The organism is Streptomyces sp. NPDC055962 (genome assembly GCF_042270185.1).
Taxonomy (GTDB): domain Bacteria; phylum Actinomycetota; class Actinomycetes; order Streptomycetales; family Streptomycetaceae; genus Streptomyces.
On record NZ_JBHJYN010000006.1, the window covers coordinates 208,578 to 230,507 of the forward strand.

Genomic DNA, 21,930 nt, shown 5'->3' on the forward strand with positions numbered 1-21,930 from the left:
CTCCTCGGTCGCTGGCGGTAAGGAGCGGAGAGGGGAGGCGCCTTCGCGATGCGAAGGCGCCCCGCGTGCTTCTGCGGGTGAGGCTCCCTCAGCCGAGGAGCCCCTTGAGCGCCGTGAAGCTGCGCTCCGCCGCGGCGAGCGAACCGGGCGGATTCGGCAGGGTGTTGGGTGCGGTGTCCTGCTCCCAGATGCCGATGTGCGAGGCGCGGGGCCCGATGTCGCGGACGAACCGCTCGTACGGGAGGTCACCGGCGCCGAACTCGACGATGTCGAAGCCGTTGGCGTTGGCCGCGTTCGCGTCGCCGTCCTTCATGTGGAACAGCGGGTAGCGGTAGGGCTGGTTCCGCACGTACGCCGCCGGGTCGAATCCGGGCCAGCGGTACTGGCCCACGTAGGCCCAGTAGATGTCCAGCTCCAGATAGACGTGGCGCGGGTCGGTGTTCTTGAGGAAGACGTCGTACAGCCGTACCGACGGCTGGTCGGTGGCGAAGGCGAACTCGCCCGCGTGGTTGTGCTGGTAGAGCTTGAGACCGCGTGCGGTGGCCGCCGCACCCCAGGCGTTGAACTCGTCGGCGGCGGCGCGGTAGCCGGCGACGGTGTTGAGGTTCGACGGCGCGTTGGCGGTCCCCACGTGCGGCATGCCGAGGATCTGCGCGGCATCCAGCTCTGCCTGGAGGTTGCCGCGCAGGTTGCCGATCCCCACATGGCTGCCGATCGCGCGCAGTCCGTGGTCGTCGAGGAGCGTCCGGATCTCCGGGAGGGTGATCTGACGGCCCAGGATGGACGTGGACTGGGTGTACCCGGCGAACTCGATCTCCTTGTAGCCGATCCGTGCCAGCTCGGCGAGGACGACGGCGAAGCCGAGGGAGCTCACCTTGTCGCGGATGCTGTAGAGCTGGATGCCGATGCGGTCCTTGGGGATGGCCAGACTGCCCGTCGCCGCGGCGGCGGGGGTCGCGCCCGCTCCGGTGACGGCGGCAGCGGCGAGGGCCACGGTGGTGCCGGCGGTGGCGCGCAGGAAGTCCCTGCGGTCGAAGGACTTGCGAACATGACTCACGGTCACTCCTGGGGAATGAGGAGAAGGGCAGGGACCGGGATGTGCGGCGGGGCTGCCGGGCGGTGGCCGGCACCGGCAGCGGAGGAGCACGGCGACGTGCGGGGTACTGCGGCGGCCCGCGGGCCGTGACCCGCCGCCGGGCCTGGCCGGGTCAGAGGGATGTGCCCGCCTCGTGGGCGTCGGCGCGCGCGGCGGCCGCGCGCTCGGCGGCCTTCTCCGCGAGGCCGGCACCGCGGTCCTGCGGCGCGGCCCTCTCGGCGGAGCGGGCCGGCGACGCCCCGGCGGCGGAGGTCTCTCCGGTCACGGCGCCACGGATCCGCGCCGACCCGCCCACCACCAGCACGGGGTCGTTCTCCGTCGCGGTGAGGCCGCCGCGCACGATCGCGTTGTCGAGCACGGCCTTCGCGGTGTTGCCCGTGAACGACACGTCACCGCCGAAGTACGAGGCGCCCGTGCAGGATCCGAGCAGCCCCTCGCCGCCGATCTGGAGGTTGTCCGCATTGCCCGCGTACGTGGCGGCGCCGTACACCTCGCCCGCGCAGAACACGCCGCCGAGTGTGTTCCCGCTGACGGTGAGCGCGCCCTTGACCGTGCTGTCGTACACGTCGCTGTACTGGTTGCCCTCACCGGTCAGCGAGCCGCTCAGCGTGCTGCCGGAGACGTACAGTTCGCCTCCCTCGGTTCTGACGTTCCCGCCGAGCGTCGAGTCGACCGCGTAGACGAATCCCTCCGCGGCGTCGACGGTCTTGACGGTGCTCTCCTCCAGGTGCGTACCGAAGGCGGACCGGGTGGTCAGGGCACCCTTGACGGTGCTGCCGGTGAGGTCGAGATAGCCGTTCTCCTCGACCTTCACCGCGCCGTGGAAGGTGGCGCCCGCGGCGACGAGATCGGCCCCGGCCTCGACGGTCACCGTGCCCTTGACCTTCGTGCCGGTGAGGGTGCAGGACTTCCCGGCGGGAACGACGAGGTCGTTGCTGACGGTGACGGCCCCGCCGTCACCGACGCAGGTGGTGTACAGAGCGGCCTGGGCCGAGCCGGAGAATGCCACCAGGCTCCCGGATGCCACCAGGGACGCCGTGGCGATGAACGTACGGATCTTCATGTCGCTTCCCTTCCGCTGCGGTACGGCGGGGTCGGTGACCCGGCCGGTCGCCCGTCCTCCGACGGGGGTGCTGCACGGTGCGTGGGCGACGACCGCTGTGACAGCGATCGCGCCGCGCCTCGGAACGGGCGGGGGCCCGGCCATGGGGGGAGAGACGTGGAAAGACTCGTGGGGAGAAGGGCGTCCGGGTGAACGCCGATCGGTTGCGGTGTCACTGCGACGAAACACTGGTCTCGATGCGCCGAGACGTTAGGACGCCGCGTCAGGACTGTCCAGAGGTTCGGTACGAATCCACGGAACTTTCTGATGATTCAACAAAAGATGTGCAGTGCCTGCCTGGAAGCCGTCCAGTGCTCGGCTCACTCCGGAACTCGGTTGCGCAAAGCGGCACTTGCGTCCCCGGAGGCTGGGCCGGCGGCACCGCGGTCCGCGGGGGGGCAGACCGATGTCCGATACGCGCTGCGCCCTGACCACCTCCCTGCGTCCGCCGCCCCGACCCGGCGCGAATGACGAGGTGGGGGCCACGAGAAGGTGCGCTCTCGTGGCCCCCGACGGCTGCTGCGGCGGGCGGTGAAGGGTGGTCGGGGTGCCGGTCACCCTTCTGCCGTGGCCCGGTCGTACCCCCTCGGCGTCGGTTCCCAGGCGGCCGCGCACAGCGACTCGGAGACGGCTGATGTGTAGCGGGCGGCGGAGAGCCAGTGGGCGGCGAAGCCGTCGGTGTCGGCGGGGAGGAGCCGGCCGAACGGGTCGCGTCCGCGTCGGGCCGCAGAAGCACGCAGGGCGGCGAGAAGACCGGCGGCCGTGGGAAGGCCCGACCGGCGGAGACGGCGGGTCTCTGCGGACACGTCTCCGAGCAGACCGAGGGCCGCCCGCCCGGCCGTCACCGTCTGCTCGACCCGGCGCTCCAGGAGATGCAGCGGTGAGCGCCCGCCGGAGTCGACGGGCTCGTCCGGGACGGGTTCCAGGCGGGCGTCCGGGACGGGCAGGTCCGCGCGGCGCAGACGGTCGAAGCCCAGGTCGATCCTCCCCTCACCGGTGGGGTGCGAGCAGGCGAGGAGGGTGAGCCTGGGGTGGAGCGCCGGCACCAGACGTCCGATGATCCGCAGACGTGTCCCCGGAGCCGTGGCCAGCAGCATCAGGTTGTCCCGGTGGGCCAGCGCCGGATCGTCGTCGGCGACCGTGAGCCGGACGGCGACGCCGCCGTCGCACCACGCGAGCAGACAGGTGCCGCCCGCCTCCCGTACGGCACCGCGCACCTCGACGTCCAGGAAGAGCAGGTCGCTGCCGCCGCTCCCAGGATCCGCGTACCGCGAGGTGGACCGCAGGGCCCGGGTGGCCTGCTGGAACGGCGGCGTCTCCCACAGGGCGGCGAGCGGTGGCTCCGTCCAGTCCGCGCCCCGGGCCGTGACCGCCTTGACGCCCTTCCCCGCGCCGAGCCTTCCGTCCGGCGAGACCGTCGCACCCGAGACCGCCAGGCCGGCCCGGCCCAGCTCCCGGTGGGTGAGCGCACTCTCCCCGAGGCGCACGGCCCGGTCGGCCACCCCCAGGGCACGCCCGACGCCCCCCGGCGCCACGTCGCCGACCGTGCAGAGCCGCCCGTCCGGGCCGGCGACCCAGGTACGGGCGCCGCCGTGACCCGAGGCGGTGACCACGGGTTCCGTGAAGAGCCCGTACAGGCGCAGCGAGCCGTCCGGGCTGTAGGGGCGGCGTGCCCGCCCCTTGACGGCATCCAGCTCCTCCCCGGAGGCGGTGCCCACCCGGTGCGCGGTTCCCAGGAGTTCGGCCAGAGCTGTGACGAGGTCGGCGGTGCGGTAGGACGGGTCTCCGCCGCGGGCCGCGCGCAGCAGCGTGACGACGGACAGGGCGGCGCCCGCGGCGCGCGGCAGGTGCTGGAGCCGGGCGCTGTGCGCGGCGCGGAGGAGTGATGCTTGGGCGACGGCACCGGCACCGTCGACGCCGGCCTCCAGCACGGCGGCAGCCGCCGACCGCAGGGCGTCGGCCGCGGCGCGCTGGGCGGGGCTCGCGACCTCGGGTGCGGTGGGGTCCGGGTCCGGGTGCGGTGTGGTGCCGGTGCCGGCGGTGCCCGGGAGCGGTGCGCTGTCGGGGTGCGGCGCGGATCCGGTCACCGGCGGGGCCGGTTCCCCGGCGGGTTCGGCGGGCGGGTCCGCTGCGGGGGCGGCGCAGGCTGCCGCTGCCCGGTGCACGCATGCCGGGGAGAGGAGGCAACCACAGGTGATGTCGTCCGCCGTCGTCACCACACCACCGGGGGCGTGCAGCCGCAGATCGGTCTCGTCGTCGACCGCGACCGTCACGGTGTCCCCGTCGCGGTGTGCCGGGCGGGCACCGAGCTTGGTGACCGCCGCGTCCAGCCGCTTGCGCAGCCGGGGCGAGAGGTCTTCCACCAGGGTGGCCGTGACCTCCGGCGCGACAGGCGGCAACTGGGTGGCGGTCATGTCGTCTTCTCCCCTATCCAGCGGGCCAGTTCGAGTGGGCTCAGCGCGGCCACCGGCATACCGGCGGCCACGAGCTGGCCGGCGACGCCCGTCGAGTAGCGGGGCCGGCCCGCGTCGTCGAGGCTCGCGCACCCGAGGACGTGGCTGCCGGTGGCCACCAGGGCCCGCACCTCCGCGAGCAGTCCGCCGAGCGGGGCGCCCTCCTCGAAGTCGCTGATGACGACGACGAGGGTACGGGTGGGCACCGTGATCAGGCTGCGCGCGTGCCGCAGCCCGGCGGCGATGTGCGTGCCACCGCCCACACTCACCTCCAGCAGGAGGGAGAGGGGATCGTGCACATGGCCGGTGAGGTCGACGACCTCCGTGGAGAAGGCGAGGAAGTGGGTGCTCAGGGTCGGTACCCCGGCCAGCACGGAGGCGGTCAGCGCGGACCAGATCGTGGACGCCTCCATGGATCCGGAGACGTCGGTGACCAGGATCAGGCGCCAGTCGGCCGACCGGCGGGCGCGGCTGCGGAACACCGGACTCTCCGGGATCACCTGGACCGTCCCGCCGTCCGTCCGGCGGGCGGTGGCCAGGTTGGCGCGCAGCGTGCGCGGCAGGTCGAGCCGGCCGCCGGGGCGACGGGTGGGCCGGGCCAGCATCGTGCCGGTGAGGGCGGGCCGCAGCCGGGTGGCCAGTTGACGGGTCAGCTCGTCGACCAGGCGGCGGACCAGCGGCCGGAGCGCCGCCAGCCGCGCCTCGGGGAGGCCGCCGGCGTACCGCAGGACCGTACGGAGCAGTTCCACGGAGGGGGTTGCGGCGGCCGGGTCGATCTCGGCGAGGACGTCCTGCCGGCCGGTCGCGGCCGCGGCGGCGAGGACCTCCTCGCGCACGCCGGGCCCGAACAGCGCGGCCAGTTCCTCTGACCACTCGCGGACGCCCGGGAAGGACGCCTCGCGGCCACCGCCCCGGCCGGGCGTGCCGCCGCGCGATCCCTCACCGCGCCCCGCCCCGTACAGCTCGTCGAGAGCGGTCGCCAGACGGGCGGCACCGGACGGCATCCGGTCGGGACGGCGCCCCAGTACGAGCCGCCACCGGTCGACGGGCGCAAGGGTGCGCTCCGGGCCGGTCGGAGCGGGGGAGCCGGGTGCCGGTACGGGGACGGCGGGGACGCCCGCCCCGGTGAGGGATGCCGCGGCCGGCGGTGCTGCGGTGGCGGCCGCATCAGCCGCGGGCGGTGGCGGGACGAGGTGGTCCGGCTGTGGCGGGAACCGGTCGTCGTGGGTGGGAGGAGGGACGGGCAGGCCGAGGCCGGCCAGGAGTTCGCGGGCCGCGAGGTCGGCGGCCGTCCGGGCCGCCAGCTCGGCCGGGTCGTCCGCGTCGAGGCCGTCCACCCGTTCGCCCAGCCTCTCCTCGACCGTGTCCAGCAGCCGCTCCCGGGCGGCCGGGCTGAGGGCATCGAAGCCGCCCCGCAGGGCGGGCAGCCGGGCCAGGAAGCCGGAGTCGTCCAACTCGACGACACGGTGCAGCAACGGGTCCAGGGCGCCGACCCCGACGGTCAGGAGCGGGCCCGCCGCCGTCAGCACGCCGGTGAGACGGGCGGTGAGCGCGGCCCGTGATGCGGCGTCCACGGCGCCGTCCACCCAGGAGGCGACGCGCACACCGAAGACCTCGGCCTCCTCCTGGCCGGTGAGCACCCGGACGGCTCCGGCGGCAGCGGAGATCAGGGGGGTGCCGTCGGCGGCCAGCCGGACGAGGGCGTCGGTGAGCCGGATCCCGCCCACCCGGTCTGCGCGCTGGGCCAGTTCGAGCAGGGCGCGGGCGTCCTCGGGGGCATCGGATCCGGTCAGTCCGTCGACCTGACGGACCGCGGCCGACGTCAGGAGCTCCGCCGTGTCTGCGATGCGTACGGCACGGGCGGACGCTTCTGCGGCGGTGGGATGCAGTCCCTCGGCGGCCTTGGTGGCCTCAGTGGCCTCAGTGGCCTCGGTGGCCTCGGCGGCCGACAGGTCGTCGAGGGCGTCAGGGGCGGAGCCGTGGGTTCTCAGGCCCGGCAGGTGCCCCGCGTCGATGCGTTCCAGGAGGCCGAGCCCGGTCAGGATCTCGGGGAGCGTACCGCCGGCGGGGAGCACGGCCGCCAGTTCCGCGAGGCGTTCGTCGGCCAGGACGGGGAGTCCGCACTCGGCGGCCTCCATGAGACCTCGCACGACCTGGGCGGCCGTGGGCCCGCCTTCCGCACGTTCTGCCGCGTGCCGCTGCCGCAGCACCCCTTCCGCTGCCTGGGCCGGTGTGACGCCGCGCGCCCCGGCCGCGGTGAGCATCGCGGCCGTCGCCGGCGTCCACCGCACCTGCCAGCGGGTCGTCAGTCCCTCCGAGCCCGCCGCACCCGTCACCTCCTGTTCCCGCGCGTACGGGATGCCGCACACCGTCAGCCTGCGCAGCAGCAGTTCACGCCGTGCGTCGAGGGCGGAGCGGGCGGGATCCAGCCGGAGATCGCGCGGCGTCCTCTCGTGCGCGTCCCCCGGGCCGGGGAGCGAGAGAGCCACGGTGTCGGCCTCCACGGCGGGGCCCAGGCCGCTGCGCGGAGCACCGGGCGCGGGCCGCCCGGTCCGGGCGCCGACGAGTACGCGTTCGAGGGCCTGGGCGACGGCGCGGCCCGTGCCGTAGGTCTCGCCACGCCCGAGCACCGTCTGCACGGCTTCCAGGAGTTCCCCCCGGCCCGGGGCGGGCAGGTCGCGCAGACGCGCCAGGTCCCCCGCGACCCGCACCACCTCCCGCCCGTCCGCCGGGCCGTAGGGGTGACCCTGTTCGCGCAGAGCTGCACAGACCCGGACCGCGGTGCGGATCAGCGCCTCGTGCAGCGCGGCCGGGGAGCCGGCGGCCTCCAGGACGGTGTGCTGCCACTCCGGGTCCCGGATTCCGGCCGGGTATCCGGACCGGGAGTCGAGGAGCGGATACGTGTACGGGATCAGGGAGACCGTGCACGCCGCCGTCGGAGCCGCACCGCTCGCCCGGTCGTCCGCGCCCCCCTCGCCCGGGGCGGTGGACGTGACCGCCCCGGGCGGCGAAGGTGCGTAGGTGTTGCCGGGGGCGTACGGCAGCAGCGCAGGGGTGTGGAAGGCACCCACCACCACGGCGGTCCGTCGCCCGCTCGCCAGCGCCTCGGCGACATGTCCACGCATCCAGGCCTCACGCACCAGGTCCGTGTCGTCCACGCCGCCCCGTGCCTCGGCCTCGTACCGCAGTGCCCAGCCGGTGAGGAGCGACGCGCGCCTCAGTGCCTCGGGTGTGGAGCCGGGGGCGGGAGCCTCCACCAGCCGGTCCCACAGGTCGTCGCCCTCGCGGCCGGTGAGCCGGGACACGAGCGCGGCGGACAGGCCGTGCCCCTCTCCCGGTACGGGTGCGGAGCCGGAGCCCTCGGACGGGGCGGGTGAGGGTGTGTCCGGCCCGCCCCGTGCCCAGGCCCGGTCGGCCAGCGGCAGATCGCAGGCCACGGCCGGGACCCCGTTGCGTGCAGCCCAGCGCAGGGCGACCAGTTCGGGCGAGAAGTCCGCGAACGGATAGAACGCGGGCCCTCCTTCGGCTGCCGCAGCCGCTCCGTCGGCGGGCACGGCGGCCAGTGCCACCGGAGCCTCGGTCTCCTCGTGGGCGAGCCAGCCCAGCCAGGGCTGGAACTCGGCGGGCAGTTCGACGAGGAGAACTTCGGGGGCCGCCTCGTCCAGGAGCGCCGGGAGAGCTGCCGCGAGCGAGGGCGCGTGGTGGCGCACCCCGATCAGGAACGGTAGCCCGGGCCCGGCCTCCGCGAGGGCCGCCACCGCGTCCTCCGGGGTGACGGGCCCGCCCCGGCCGGCGGCAGGGCCGTCGGCCGGGGCCTGCGATGCACCGGCGGGCGATGACTCGGTCCGGCGCGACACCTCAGCAGGGCGCAACGCGTCGGCCGTGGGCGGTACGACGGTCGTGTCCCGCGTGTACCGGGAGGTGGTCGACTCGCTCATCCGTCAGCTCTCCAGCACCGAGCGAAGCTCCCACAGGGCACGCCAGGTGGCCGAACCCTGCTCCGCGCGCCGGCGCACCGGCCCGTCCCAGTACCCCAGCAACCGCGCCGCGTCGGCAGGATCGTCCTTGCGTACGACACCGAGCAGATGGCCGGGCAGGAGCGAGAGCACGTCCCGGTCGCCGGGGAAATAGGCGGTGGCCAGGCCCAGGGCTCCCGCGACGGAGACCGCTTCCGCCGTGCTCATCACCGTGGAGGGACGCTCGACCTCCCAGCCCTCCACGGAACGGCCCTCCCTCAGGTCGCGGAAAGCGGTGACGAGGGCCTCGAGGACCGCGTCGTCCACCTGGTAGGCGGCGCCCGCCCGTTCGACGGCCGCCCGGGACTGGCTCCGGACGAGCGCCGTCTCGGCGTCCACGTCCCCGATCGGATGCACGGTCTCGAAGTTGAAGCGCCGCTTCAGCGCGGCGGACATCTCCGAGACGCCCCTGTCCCGCAGGTTGGCGGTGGCGATGAGAGTGAACCCCGGGGCGGCGTGCACCTGGGCGCTGTCACCGCCCGCGAGTTCGGGCACCGCGATCCGCCGCTCGGAGAGCAGCGACACGAGCGCGTCCTGGACCTCGGGCAGACACCGGGTGACCTCCTCGACACGGGCGACGGCGCCCCGGGTCATGGCGGTGAGCACCGGGGAGGGCACCAGGGCCTGCTCGGTGGGGCCCTGGGCGAGCAGCAGCGCGTAGTTCCAGCCGTACTTGAGCTGGTCCTCGGTGGTGCCCGCCGTACCCTGGACGGTCAGCGCGCTCGTCCCGCAGACGGCCGCCGACAGCAACTCGGAGAGCATGGACTTGGCGGTGCCGGGCTCGCCGACGAGGAGCAGCCCACGCTCCCCGGCGAGGGTGACCACGCACCGTTCGACCAGGGCGCGGTCGCCGACGAACTTCTGCTCGATCACGAGACGGCGTGGCACCCCGGTGCCGGGCCGCGCGGACTTCGGCAGCGCGAGCGCCTCGCCCGCGCTGCCCATCACGAAGGTGACGACCGCACGCGGGGTGAGCAGCCAGCCGGGCGGGCGCGGCCCCGAGTCGTGGGCGGCGAGGAAGGCCAGCTCGGTGGCGTACCGGTCCTCGGGCAGGGTGACCTGGCGGCTCCGCCTCCCGGAGGCACCGGCGGGGGGCGTCGCCTGCTCCGGGACGCCGTCCGTGGGGGCGCTGGTGGTCGTGGTGTCGCTCGTCATCGGCGGCGGCCCTTCCGGGGTGCGCGGGTTTCCAGTTCTTCGAAGGCGGGGGCGTCGCCGTCCCGGACCCGTGCCCAGGCTGCGGCGAACAGATCGGGCAAGGAGATGTCCGGAAGGGTCCGTGCGGACCCTTCCACGGGATACAGGCGTTCCTTCCAGGTCTCCAGCGGCAGGCCGGGGGTGCCGCGTTCCAGCCAGCCGCAGGGGAGGAACAGGGTGCGGCCGGCACGGGAGCGCTTGGCCTCCACCACCAGACCGGTGGCGGTGAGCTCCGCCCGGGCCTTCTTGATCCGCGCGGGCTTCCACTCGCTCCAGCGGACGCAGTTGCGGTCCGTCGGGTCGGGCAGGGCCAGCAGCATCAGGTACAGCGCGGCGGCGTCGGCACTCAGCCCGAGGGCCCCGGCAGCCTCGGCCACCAGCTCCGGGACCACCCGGGACGGGTCCTGGCCCGGGCGGAGCGGAGTGCCGTCAGGAGCACCGGCCGAGACCAGGGCGTCGGTCTCCTTGCCCAGCAGGGTGCGCAGGGCACGGAGTTCACCGGACCGGTACCGGGCGACGATGCCCTCGACCAGGCCGAACGCCGGGTCCTCGGGGCCCTCCAGGAGGGCCGGGCGGATCAGCAGCTTCTCGTTCGTGCCGTGGCCGGGTGCGAGGAGCAGCGCCGCACCGGCCCGGACCAGGCCGTCGGGGCCGGCACCGCCGGTCTCGGGAAGGTGGTGGGCGGACCGGATGACGGGGCCGATCGAGCTGCCGTCCTCGGTCCAGTCCAGCCCGAGGTCCAGCACCAGGTCCGGATCGGCGAGGGTCCGGCGCAGAGCCGCGAGCCCTTCGGGCAGGTGCGCCCGCAGGGGGTGCCCGTACGGCAGCGTGTAGGCGAGAGTTCGCAGCGCGGTCAGGGCGGTGGACAGCGAGCCGTACGCGCTCACCCGGCGCAGGCCGGGCCGTCCCGTGCCGTCCTCGACGGGGGAGCCCTGGGCCAGCCATGTCCGGGAGACCGGGTTGAGGATCTGGTCGACGGCGCCGGGGGTGGCGCCCGACAGGTCGAGGTCCAGTTCCTCAGGGACGCGGACGAGGGAGCCGAGGCGTGCCTGCCAGACCTCGGCGGCGGCCCGGACGTCCGGGCCCGTGGACCAGAGTTCGGCCGGGTCGGCGGGAAGCAGCGCCTGGAGCAAGGCGTGCCGGTCGGTGCCGGGCAGAGCCTGCAGCCTGGCCTGTGCCGCCTCGAAGGCACGGGTCTTCGCCCCCAGGAGCCCGAGCGCCGCTGCGCCCGGCTCCTGAACGGCGGCCGACAGCAGGGCGGCGGACTGGAGGAGGCCGATCCCGGTGGCCGTGTGGAAGGCCTCGGCCGCCTCGGGCCGCCAGGGTGCCGGTCCCTCCTCCCGAACCAGGCCGGTGAGCCGGGTGAGCCGGTCCCGGGCGATGCCCTGCCGGTACACGTACTCGTTGTCCAGGGTGAAACCGGCGACGGGACCGAAGGCTCCGGTGGGGTCGTGGTCCAGGGCCAGCCAGCGTGCCGAGTCGTCCCGGAAGTTCCGGCCGCGCTCGGCGAGGACCACGACGGTGCGGGCGCCCTTGCGGAACACCTGCCCGAGGCGGTGCACGGTCTCGGGCCGTGTCCGTGCGGTCGTCCCGGCCACGTACGGCTCGACGAGCGTCACCTGCCGGACCGTGCCCGCCGGGTCCGCCGACGGGCCCTCACCCAGCGTGTCGAGCAGGATCACGAGGGCGGCCCGGTGCTCGGGCGAGGTCGTGGCCGAGGCGGCGCGGTACGCAAGTTCGGGCAGCATGTCGAGCAGCCTGGTCCAGTCCGCGGACTGTCCGGGGACGGTGTACTCGTCCCGCTGCCAGCCGTCCACGGGGACGAACGGCACCTTGGACTGCACGGGCGGACCGAACGCCGGCTCACCGCCGAGGACGTGGTTGACGGCGCGTATCTGCTGGATCACCGTCCACCGGCTCCCGCCTCCCCACCAGCCGCCGTGCATCCGCTCGTTGCCCCAGGCGGTGGCGTGCACCAGGGTGGTGTCGTCACCGTGCTCGGGCGAGTGGTCGAAGAACATGCCCTGGGTGCGGGCGGTGCTCCGAGGGGCCACGGGCTGGGGCGGATCCAGGAAACGCGCGGCCGAGACCGCCCTGTCCACCGCGGTCCGGACGAGACCCGTGACGCCCGAGAGGAGCCGCGCGTCGGAGACCTCGGGCAGCACCCGGGCGACGGCGTCCTGACTCATCTCACGCGACGAGGGCCCCGTGTAGTCCTTCACGGCCCGGAACGCCTCCGCGTGCCGGGCGACCGCCTTGGCGACCTCGTCGAACAGCTCCTCCGCGCGGGAGTCCGCCAGATTCCGCAGGGCGGTGGAGCCCTGTTCGTCCCTCGGGCGCAGGGCGTGCCAGAAGGCGACGGGAGGGACATAGGGCGTTCCCGCGGCGTCGTTCCCGCCGGCGGAGTCGGGGCGGACGGACCAGAGGCTTCCGCCGATGCCCTCCGTGTCCGCAGGGCGGGCCTCGACGGACGATCCGGCGAGGGCCACGACGGGGCGTGATCCGCCGGGGAGGGTGAGGGCCCCGAGCGGCACCGGGGAGCCGCCGCCGGGCAGCGGGTGCGGCAGGCTCACGGTGTGGCCGTCGGGGGTGCCCACGACGACGCGGTGTCCGTCCGCAGGTGCCGCCGTGCCCGGTTCGGAGACCGTTCGGCGGACCCAGCGGCCGAGAACCGTGCCGTCCGTGCCGAACGGGGTGGTCTCCAGGCCGGGCTGGAGGGGCAGGACCTGGCAGTGCTCGGCGAGCAGCCGCGTGCCCTCCCGGACGCCGGAACGGAGGAACGCAGGCAGGGAGGCGCGGCCGTGCGTGCCACTCACCGGGTCGTACTCCAGCCACACCCGCTGCGTGCCCTGGTGGCCGTCCCGCCAGTGACCGGTCCCGTCCGAGAGGACGGCGCGCTGCGGCGGGAGGGTGGTGTCGCCCGCGTGCAGGGCCTTGCCGCCCGTGGCGCGGCCGCCGCCGGGCAGGGGCAGGCAGACCTCGTCCGAGGGTCCGGAGCCGCCCCAGCGGGGGATCTGCTCCCCGCCGACGGTGAACACCTCGGCGGGGCGGTGCGACCAGTAGCCGCGCTGCTTGCCGTCCTCCCACCAGATGACCAGCAGTTCGCCGTCGACGTAACGGAAGGCGGGCGTCCGCCACTGGTCGACGCCTGCGGGCAGCCGCAGGGTGTGCTCCAGCAGCACACCGTCCGGGCCGACCACGACGGCCCGCTCGAAGGTGTTCAGGACCAGCGCGGGCCATGCACCGGTGACACCGACGCCTTCCGACCGGTTGCGGTGCTGCCGCGTGGCGGCGGCCTCCGCGGCCAGCTCGGCGTAGGTCTCGTCCAGTGCGGGCCAGCCCAGCTCGTCGAGGACGCCCGTGCGCAGGGTCGAGGCGAGCAGCGGGACGACGTCGTGGCCCTCGAGCAGCCTCACCGCCTCCGGGGCGACCTCGGTGACCACGGCGCGGAACGCCGAGAGCTTGTTGAGGGCGGTGTGCAGCCCGGGGAGGCCTTGCGCGGCCGTGTACTCCTCGGCGCGGGCCGTGAGCCACTCCCGCAGGACCTCGGAGAGCACGGGGTGCGCCGCGAGCTTCGCCATACCCGAGTCGGCCAGCCGCTGGCCGCGCCCGCCGCCGAGGCTGCCGACGGTCCGGGCCAGCAGGGCACGGAAGACCGGCCGTTCGGCTACTGCGGTCAGAGCGCGCGCTCCGGGCGCGGTGTCGGCGAGCCACGGGCCGAGCGCGACGCCGGGGAGCTGCGCGGTGCCCGTGTCCTGGTCGTCCGGCTCGGCGACGGGGACGCCGGACGCCAGGCAGAGGTCGAGGAGGTCGAGGTCGGCGGTGCGCTGCCAACGCCCCTGGAACAACTCCACGGGGCGCCCGTCGGCGCGCAGCCGGTCCGCCATCCGGCCGACCAGGTCGAGGGTCTGCGGGCTCCGGCCGGAGGTGGCACGGTTGCGACGGCGGTGCGCCTCCCAGCGGGCGAGCCAGTCCGCGGGGGAGACGGACGGGGCACCGGGGTCGGCGGAGCCGGAGGTTCCGGGGAGGGCGGTGAGCATGCTCTCGGCGCCGGATTCCGCCAGCAGCGCGAGCCAGCCGTTCTCGCCGTCCGAGTCCCGGCCGCTCTCGCTGAAGCTCTCCGGAAAGAAACCGAGGAGCCGGGCGCGCACGGCGGTGTCCTGCTGGGCGAGGGTGACGAGTGCGGGTCGGTAGGCGGTCCAGAACGAGGCGGGGGCGCGGACGATTCCCGGCGAGTCGACCAGGTCGGCCACCAGTTCGCGTTCGGCGGCCTCACGGTCCAGCCCCGCGGCCTTGACCAGCGCGCGCACATCCTGCGGCAGTGCCGCGTACGGCGGCATGCCGGCGGCGCAGCGTTCCACCAGCAGACGGCGGTACTGCGCCCAGGCGTCCGCCGGTGCGAGCCGCGCCACCAGGTCACGCACGTACTGCCGGAGTGCCTTGACGGTCAGCGCGCCCGCGAAGGCGAACTCGAGGAAGACGGCACGCTGCCGGTCCTCGTCCACGACCAGCCCGTGCACCCGCTCGGCCTCCCGGGCCTTGCCGAAGAAGGAGGCGGCGTAGCTGGTGTTCTCCGCCTGGAGGAAGAGGCGCGCCACCTGCTCGTAGTAAGTGGGCAGGAAGTGGGGCACGGCCCTGCCGAGCCGGGTGCCGAGTGCGTCGAAGCCTTCCTTGGCCGCTCCGGCACGGGTTCTGGCCTGGCGGCCCAGCCGTTCGATGTCCTTGACCAGGGCCAGGGCGTGGTGCCCGTTGGCCGGATCGTTGACCAGGGCCCAGGCCGGGAAGCCCAGCGTCTCGCGGCGCACCTGGCCCACCACGGGGGCCTCGTCGGTCCGGGCCAGCCCGAGGAACTCCAGGGCCAGGTCCTCGGCTTCACCGAGCGTGCCGGGCACGAGGCGGACGACGGAGCGGTCCCCGAGCGCGGTGTGCGTGTAGGTGCGGGCGGTCAGCACATCGGCGTCGTCCCTGGCGGTGGAGCCGAGGGGGAGGACCGCACCGGCGTCCAGCAGCGCCGTGGCGCGGGCTTCGGAGGCGGAGGCGGAGGTGCCCTCGCCATGTGTCCGGGCGTGGAGGGACGAGGTGTCCGATGCTGTCATGTTCGCTGCCGTCTTGTGCGCCGTGGTGTTGGCCGTCGTGGTCATGCCGCTGTTCGTCGTCGTGGTGTTCGTCGTCGTGGTGTTCATGCCGCCCGCTCCTCGTCCGCCACGTCGCGGCCGGCGTAGAGCGCCGCCGCCATGCGCATGCCCTCGGACCACGTGACGGGTCCGACCTCGGCCGCCGGCACGGCGCGCCCCGAGGGATCGGTCCAGCCCAGGGGACCCGTTTCCGTGCCGTACGCGTCGTAGCCGTCGTGTTCGCCGATCCAGATGCGGGCCTCGACGGTGGCGCCGTTCTCGACGACGGGGCAGACCGCGTACCCGCCGCGCGACCGGTACCCGAGCTGGGTGACGCGGCCGTGCAGGAACCGCAGTTCCTTGAACACACCACCGGCGTAGGTGTCGACGGAGGTGGTGTCCGGGGCGAGACCCGGCGGGCGGTGCCACACCTCGCGGAACAGCTGCTCCACGTTCTGGCGTACCCCCAGTTCGACCGCGAACTCCCGGAGGTCGTCCAGGTCGTCGAGGAGGACGGGGTGAGGGACCCTGACGACGTCCGGGGTGATGCGGACGGTGTCGCCGTCCAGATCGACCAGGCCGAGCCCGCGCTCCGGGTCGACATCCCGGAGGAATCCGGCGACCCCGCCGTCCACGCCGGTCACCACGACGTCCCGCAGGGCGGCCTGCCACGCCGGGTCGGGCCACACCTGGGCGAGGACCGCCGTGGGAACGGGCAGCGAACGCACCATCCACTGCTCGACGTCGGCCAGGCACCGGCGTTCGTGCCGCTCCAGCCACTCGGTGAGTTGCCGGAGGCCCACGACCGCCGGGTCGTCCTTCAACTTCGCCGGGACGGACTTCAGCCGCCGGCCCTTCCCGTTGCGGCACACCACCGTGCCCGCCTCCAGAGCGACTTCGTAGTCGCCCGCCGGAACCCACCCCATGCGCTGTTCTCCCCGATGTTCTTGACGCCGCCGGTCTGCCGGCACGCTGATGAGACCCGTCGACGGCGACGCACCGTGACGAGTGAGAGAGACTCTAGGCGGCACCAGTGACAATGCGTTCGGGGCCCGTCCGTCTGACCGTACGAGCCCGTGCGACCAGCGGTCGAAAGGCATCCGGCGCGCAGGCTTCGCACGTTGCCGCCTGCCGTGAGGGGCCCCTGCCGGCCGGATGGCTCAGTCCGGGCATGGGCCGCGGCTTCGACGGAACCCGGACGAGGCGCGAAGTGCCTGACGTGAACGGCGTGCTCCGAGGGTCCGGGGGTGTCCGGCGCTTCGCGAACCCGCTCGACGACGGGAGTTCGAGCCGCGGATCCAGGAGGCCGCCACCGGTGCATGACGGACGGGCCGCCTCGGCGTCGAGCCGGACGGCCCCTCCCGCGCTTCCGGCCCGGTGATGCTTCATCCGGCTCCCGCCGCCCGGTGGGGCCCGGGTGGAACCGGAGCCGGATCCCTGCACGAGGGCCGTGCCGTGGGCTGAGGAGGCCTTGCGCCTCCTCAGGGCCACGGCACGGGCGCCGTCGAGCCGGCGTTCGGCGTGGATCAGGAAGCGGTGGGGGCCTACGCCGTGCCGTCCGTCGGACGGAGCTTGCGGAAGTAGGTCCAACTGGTCTCGTTCGGCTCGCTCCACCTCTCCGGAGCGTGGGCGAACTCAGGCTGGTGGTCTGCGATGAAGGCGCGGGTGCGCTCCGGGACCTCGGCGTACGAGCCGAGCTTGCGGCCCCGGCAGTGGAAGGTGAGGCCGCCCGGCCGCTGTCCGCGGGCCATCCACGGGAGCCACGGGGACATGCGGGTCCACGACATGGTGGCCGGGACGCCGGGAGCCGGGCCGGCGAGGTCGGCGCGGTCTGCGTAGAACTGGAAGAGTTCCAGCGCCTTGTACGTGTCGCCGGCCGAGTGGACGGGGTACTGCGCCACCGACAGCGGCGAGGGATAGGCGAGAGGGATCTCCAAGCTGAAGCAGACCTGTCCGCCGAGCTCGGTCGTGGGGATCGGGAAGGGACGCCACTTCTGGTTGGCCGGGTCGTTCCAGACGTGCACCACCGGCAGGTCCTGCCAGGTCCGCAGGATGTCCCGGGTGGTGGGGTCGAGGTAGAAGGCGGCTTCGCGGGTGAGCAGTTGGTAGGAGTCGGGCCCGGCTTCGACGTCCTCGACAAGCCGGGCGACATTGAGTCCTTCGAAGCCGAGGATGCGCTGGTAGGGCTCGTCGGGAGCCCAGGAGTAGATGTCGCCGGACCACCAGTACGTGACCTCCTCGCCGTCGAGCGAAGCCCGGGTGCGCGCGAAGGAGCGGAGAAGTTCGGCGGGTGTCGTCATACGGACCACTGTGCGCGATCACCGCGCAGGGCGGGCGGGAAACACCCGGGGCCGGCCCGAAGGGGCCGGAACACCGCTCCTCCCGGCCTGTCACCATGATGCTGCTCCCTCGCGGGAACGCCGGACGCGTATCCGTGTTCGAGCGGACCGACGGGTCGCCTGCGCCTATCGTGGTCCGGAAAGCCGGGATCTTCCTGGTCCGCATCCGGGGTGCCCACCGTGTGCCGCTCGGCCCGGCAACCATCGCCGTCCCGCCCACCTGGAGTCGTACATGACCACAGCCCAGGACTTGTCGATCATCGCCGCAGCTCCGGACACCGACCCCGGCGTCGAGCCGGGCGATGTGTCGCTGGCGCTGGCGGGAGCCGAACTCATCGATCTCATCGGTGCCGGAGCCGTGACCCTCGACGGAGAGCGCCTCGTACCCGGCGCGACGCCCCGGACCGAGAGCGCTCTGCTGCTGGAGGCCGCATCGACCGTCACGGGACGTCCACCTCACGACACGGTGGAGGACTGGCTGTGGCGCCGGGGCCCGGAGCTGGCCGAGCGCTATCGCGCCGACCTCGAAGCAGCGGGCATCGGAACGCCGGCACGTGCCCGGCACCCCTTTCGCAGGGCCCGTCCGGCAGACGCCGACACGTCTGCCCTCACCAGGGCGAACGACCGCTGGACGGCCGGCGAACCCGTCCTCGCGGGCCTCGCGGCCGCCGCCGGGATCGGGGAGGTGTCGGACGACACGCTGGCCGGTCTGGAGGACGACCAGGGTGCCGTACTGACCGCGGTCCACCACGCCATCACCGAACTGGCCGCCGAAAGGCAGCGCAGATCGATCGAAGGGGCGGCCTTCGACAACATCTGGCGCGGCTACTGAGACGGAGGTCCTGCGGGCCGGGTGGGGGAGTCCTGCACCTGTTGCCGGGCCGGGCAGGCGATGGTGCGATGGAAGGGTCCGCCGACGCCCGCCGGGAGCGCGAACTCCGGACGGGAGAGCAGCTCGCGCCTCTCCGACCGGGCGATCCGGCAGCTGTGGCCGAAGCGCCGGGCGAGCGGGTTCCGCCGCCCCCGCGCCGAGCGCTGCCGCTGCCCGCTCCCTTTCCTGATCACGGAGGCAGCCATGGGCACCTACCGAGCCGCGCAGGTCGCTACCGCGAACGGCCCCTTCGAGATCGTCGAACGCGAGGTGCCCGAACCGGGCCCGGGCCACGTACGCCTGTCGGTCGAGGCATGCGGGATCTGCCACAGCGACGACGCCTTCGTCACCGGCGGCATGCCCGGCGTGCGGTTTCCTCTCGTCCCGGGTCACGAGGCCGCCGGACGCATCGCGAAGCTGGGAGAGGGGGCCGGGGAGGCCGGCTGGCAGGTGGGGGACCGGGTCACGGTGGGCTGGTTCGGAGGGAGCTGCCGGCACTGCACCGCCTGCAGACAGGGTGACTTCATCGTTTGCGAGAACCTGAAGGTCCCGGGCTGGGCCTACGACGGGGGCTTCGCCGAGGCCATGATCGCACCGGTGGACGCTCTGGCACGCATCCCGGAGGCGCTGTCGGCGGTGGACGCAGGTCCCCTGGCCTGCGCGGGAGTCACCACCTACAACGGGCTGCGGCGCAGTCCGGCGGTGCCGGGCGACCGTGTCGCCGTGCTGGGCCTGGGTGGCCTGGGGCACCTCGGTGTGCAGTTCGCGGTGGCCATGGGATTCGAGACGGTGGCCATCGCGCGAGGACCTGAGAAGGCCGGTATGGCCGGGGGATTCGGGGCGCACCACTACATCGACAGCACCGGGGCGACTCCGGTGGCGGATGCGCTGCGGTCCCTGGGAGGCGCCAAGGTGGTACTGGCCACCGCAGGCAATTCCGAGGCCATCACGGCGACCGTCGACGGACTGGCGCACCGGGGCGAGCTCGTGGTCATCGGAGTCACACCCGAACCGTTGGGAATCAGCCCGCTCCAGCTCATCATGCCGGGCAGGACCGTGCGCGGTCATCCCTCCGGTACGGCGCAGGACGTGCAGGACACCATGGACTTCAGTGCCCTTCACGGCATCCGTCCCACAGCGGAGACCGTGCCCCTGGCCGAGGTGGGCGAGGCGTACCGGAAGATGCTCTCCGGTGCCGCCCGCTTCCGCATGGTCCTCACCAACGCCTGACGTCCGCACTGCCCCTGCCCGCCTAGCGGCTCCTGGCCGGCGTCAGCACCAGGTGCCTCCGTGCCGCGGGGCGGGCCCGAGCCGGGGAGGTGAGCGGCCCGCAGCATCTCGTTGTCATGTCACGTCCACCATGCAGACCCATGGGGTCGTGTATGTGTAGCGTTCATGTATTCGAGGGGGTGCCGTCATGAGACCCGTGGATGTTCTCGGACATGGACATCCCCCGATTCGGAATTCCCGAGAAGCTCGCCGACCGCATGACCATGGCCGAGCAGCACGCATACCTGCGCGCCCGGCTGACCCGGCGCGGTGTGCTCCGCACGAGTGCGGCCACCGCGGCCGTCGCGGGGGTCGGTGTGGCTTCGGGGATCACCTCGCCGCCCGCCCAGGCCGCCACACCGGCCACGACGAACTCGCGCAGCAGCTCGACGCAGGTGGACGGCTCGCTGGTGGCCCCCTTCGGCCGGCACCTCGCGTACGGGGCCGACGCGAAGACGCAGATGACGGTCTCCTGGCAGGTCCCGTTCGCCGTGAAGCGCCCCTACATCCGGATCGGCCTCGAGCCCTGGGCGCTCAGTCACAGGATCGACGCCGAGATCAGGCACCTGACGACGCCTCTGCTCAACAACGGCAGGATCGCGGCCGCCGAGCAGTTCTACGTACACGCGGCCCTCGAAAGGCTCAAGCCCGGGACGGCGTACTACTACGGCGTGGGTCACGACGGATTCGACCCCGCGGACACCCGCAACCTCGGCACGCTCGGCACGTTCACCACCGCGCCCGAGCGCGCCGAGCCCTTCACCTTCACGGCCTTCGGCGACCAGGGGGTCAGCTACCACGCGCTCGGCAACGACCAGCTGATCCTGGGTCAGAACCCGGCCTTCCACCTGCACGCGGGCGACATCTGCTACGCCGACCCGTCCGGGTCCGGGCAGCCCACCGATTCCTACGACGCCCGCACCTGGGACCAGTTCCTGGCCCAGACGGAGACGGTGGCCAAGACCGTGCCGTGGATGGTGACCACCGGAAACCACGACATGGAGGCCTGGTACTCGCCCGACGGCTACGGCGGCCAGAACGCCCGCTGGACGCTTCCGGACAACGGACCGGATCCCGTCGGACAGCCGGGCGCCTACTCCTTCACGCACGGCAACGTCGGCGTGGTCGCGCTCGACGCCAACGACGTCTCGTACGAGATCCCCGCCAACTTCGGCATCAGTGACGGCAAGCAGACGCGCTGGCTGGACCGGCGGCTGGGAGAGCTGCGTGCCCGCAAGGACATCGACTTCGTCGTGGTGTTCTTCCACCACTGCGCGTTCTCCACGACCAACGCGCACGCCTCGGACGGCGGCGTGCGCGACGCATGGGTGCCGCTCTTCGAGAAGCACCAGGTGGACCTGGTCGTCAACGGCCACAACCACGTCTACGAGCGCACCGACGCGATCCTGAAGAACGCGGTCCGTCGCACGGTCCCCATCGGCGAGCGCACCGACCCGACCCGCGACGGCATCGTGTACGTCACGGCAGGCGGCGCAGGCAAGGCGCTGTACGACTTCCCGGTACCGGACAGCTACGAGGGGCACGTCGCGGACCTGGAGAGCGTGAACACGTACCACGTGGCCAAGGGCGGCGGTAAGGCGGCCGAGACGGTGGAGTGGTCCCGGGTGCGCTACACCGGCTTCTCCTTCCTCGCGGTGGAGGTGGAGCCCGGCCGGCACGCCAGGATGAAGGTCACGGCGCTCGCCGAGTCGGGGGAGCGCATCGACCACTTCGAGATCCGCCGAGGGTGAAGGGCCTCGTGCAGGGGCGGAGTCGTCGTCTGCCGGCTCGTGAGGGGCCGGCGTGCGGGGGAGCGCCGGAGGGGGAGCGGTCCGGGTGCGGACCTCACGCGCGCGGTGGCCGCAGGGCGCCTGCGACGACGCCGTTCACCGTCCTTCGGATGGCGGCGGTCCGGGGCGGGGCGCTCGTCCGGTCGGCGAACAGCAGGTGCGCTGCGCCGACCAGGGTCGGGGCGAGCGTGTCGATGTCGGTGTCGTCGGACAGGCGTCCCAGCTCCCGCTCGGCGGCAAGGTAGGCGGCGAGCGCGGAGGTCGCCTGCATGACCAGCGGGATGCCGGTGAGTCCGGCTCGGCGCAGCCGAGCGCGCAGACCGTCGCGGAAGATGATGAGCGCGACGATCGCCACCGTCACCGGGCCGAACAGGTCCCGCAGTGCTTCGGTCAGGTTCTCCACCACGCTCCCGGTCCCCGCGGCCGCGCTCAGGACCGCGGCCCGGTCCTCGATTCCGTGGACGCGGTCGAGGATCAGTTCGGTCAGGAAGGTGTCGAAGTCGGTGAAGTGCCGGTGGAGCACGCCCTTGGCGCAGTTCGCCTCCTCCGTGACCGCGCGACTGGTCAGAGCCTCGGGCCCGTCCCGGACCAGGACCCGCTCGGCAGCGGCGAACAACTGGCCGCGCACGTTGTGGATGTGTACCCCTGACGGCATCGTGTCTCTTTCCGTTCCGCCCGGTTCCATA

Annotated in this window: 12 protein-coding genes; 3 read left to right on the forward strand and 9 right to left on the reverse strand. The window is 73.6% G+C overall.

The features are described from left to right. Positions 1 to 88: 88 nt before the first annotated feature. The 8 genes from ACFC51_RS19530 to ACFC51_RS19565 all read right to left on the reverse strand — a co-directional run bounded on the left by ACFC51_RS19530 (position 89) and on the right by ACFC51_RS19565 (position 17,275). Complete coding sequence (locus ACFC51_RS19530) at positions 89 to 1,057, reverse strand: sugar phosphate isomerase/epimerase family protein (RefSeq protein WP_376369001.1); 969 nt, start codon at positions 1,055 to 1,057, stop codon at positions 89 to 91. 151 nt (positions 1,058 to 1,208) lie between these two features. After that, positions 1,209 to 2,159: a hypothetical protein gene (locus tag ACFC51_RS19535; protein WP_376529838.1), complete on the reverse strand. Its 951-nt coding sequence runs from the start codon at positions 2,157 to 2,159 to the stop codon at positions 1,209 to 1,211. Between the two features lie 593 nt (positions 2,160 to 2,752). Continuing rightward, entirely contained in the window at positions 2,753 to 4,612 is a 1,860-nt protein-coding gene (locus tag ACFC51_RS19540; protein WP_376529840.1) for a hypothetical protein, read from the reverse strand. Beyond that, positions 4,609 to 8,589, reverse strand: a complete 3,981-nt coding sequence (locus tag ACFC51_RS19545; RefSeq protein WP_376529842.1) for a DUF5682 family protein — start codon at positions 8,587 to 8,589, stop codon at positions 4,609 to 4,611. The genes ACFC51_RS19540 and ACFC51_RS19545 overlap by 4 nt, the downstream gene beginning before the upstream one ends. 3 nt (positions 8,590 to 8,592) lie before the next feature. Next, positions 8,593 to 9,822: an AAA family ATPase gene (locus ACFC51_RS19550; protein ID WP_376529844.1), complete on the reverse strand. Its 1,230-nt coding sequence runs from the start codon at positions 9,820 to 9,822 to the stop codon at positions 8,593 to 8,595. Continuing rightward, positions 9,819 to 15,044 (reverse strand): hypothetical protein, encoded by a 5,226-nt coding sequence (locus tag ACFC51_RS19555; RefSeq protein ID WP_376529845.1) that lies wholly within the window; start codon positions 15,042 to 15,044, stop codon positions 9,819 to 9,821. Before ACFC51_RS19555 ends, ACFC51_RS19550 begins: the two co-directional genes overlap by 4 nt. Beyond that, on the reverse strand, positions 15,041 to 15,901 hold the full coding sequence (locus tag ACFC51_RS19560; protein ID WP_376369007.1) for a DUF4132 domain-containing protein: 861 nt from the start codon (positions 15,899 to 15,901) through the stop codon (positions 15,041 to 15,043). Before ACFC51_RS19560 ends, ACFC51_RS19555 begins: the two co-directional genes overlap by 4 nt. Positions 15,902 to 16,519: 618 nt before the next feature. Then, entirely contained in the window at positions 16,520 to 17,275 is a 756-nt protein-coding gene (locus tag ACFC51_RS19565) for a DUF1838 family protein (protein ID WP_376369008.1), read from the reverse strand. Positions 17,276 to 17,546: 271 nt separating this feature from the next. On the opposite strand from ACFC51_RS19565, the gene ACFC51_RS19570 reads away from it, so the two are divergent. The 3 genes from ACFC51_RS19570 to ACFC51_RS19580 all read left to right on the forward strand — a co-directional run bounded on the left by ACFC51_RS19570 (position 17,547) and on the right by ACFC51_RS19580 (position 21,205). Further along, complete coding sequence (locus tag ACFC51_RS19570) at positions 17,547 to 18,146, forward strand: GPP34 family phosphoprotein (RefSeq protein WP_376369009.1); 600 nt, start codon at positions 17,547 to 17,549, stop codon at positions 18,144 to 18,146. Between the two features lie 243 nt (positions 18,147 to 18,389). Beyond that, entirely contained in the window at positions 18,390 to 19,415 is a 1,026-nt protein-coding gene (locus tag ACFC51_RS19575; RefSeq protein ID WP_376529847.1) for an alcohol dehydrogenase catalytic domain-containing protein, read from the forward strand. 212 nt (positions 19,416 to 19,627) lie between these two features. Further along, complete coding sequence (locus ACFC51_RS19580) at positions 19,628 to 21,205, forward strand: purple acid phosphatase family protein (RefSeq protein ID WP_376529849.1); 1,578 nt, start codon at positions 19,628 to 19,630, stop codon at positions 21,203 to 21,205. 94 nt (positions 21,206 to 21,299) lie between these two features. Here ACFC51_RS19580 and ACFC51_RS19585 read toward each other — a convergent pair whose 3' ends face one another. Continuing rightward, positions 21,300 to 21,899 carry a TetR family transcriptional regulator gene (locus ACFC51_RS19585; protein WP_376369012.1) on the reverse strand — a complete coding sequence of 200 codons (600 nt, stop codon included), beginning with the start codon at positions 21,897 to 21,899 and terminating at the stop codon, positions 21,300 to 21,302. Positions 21,900 to 21,930: the final 31 nt, after the last annotated feature.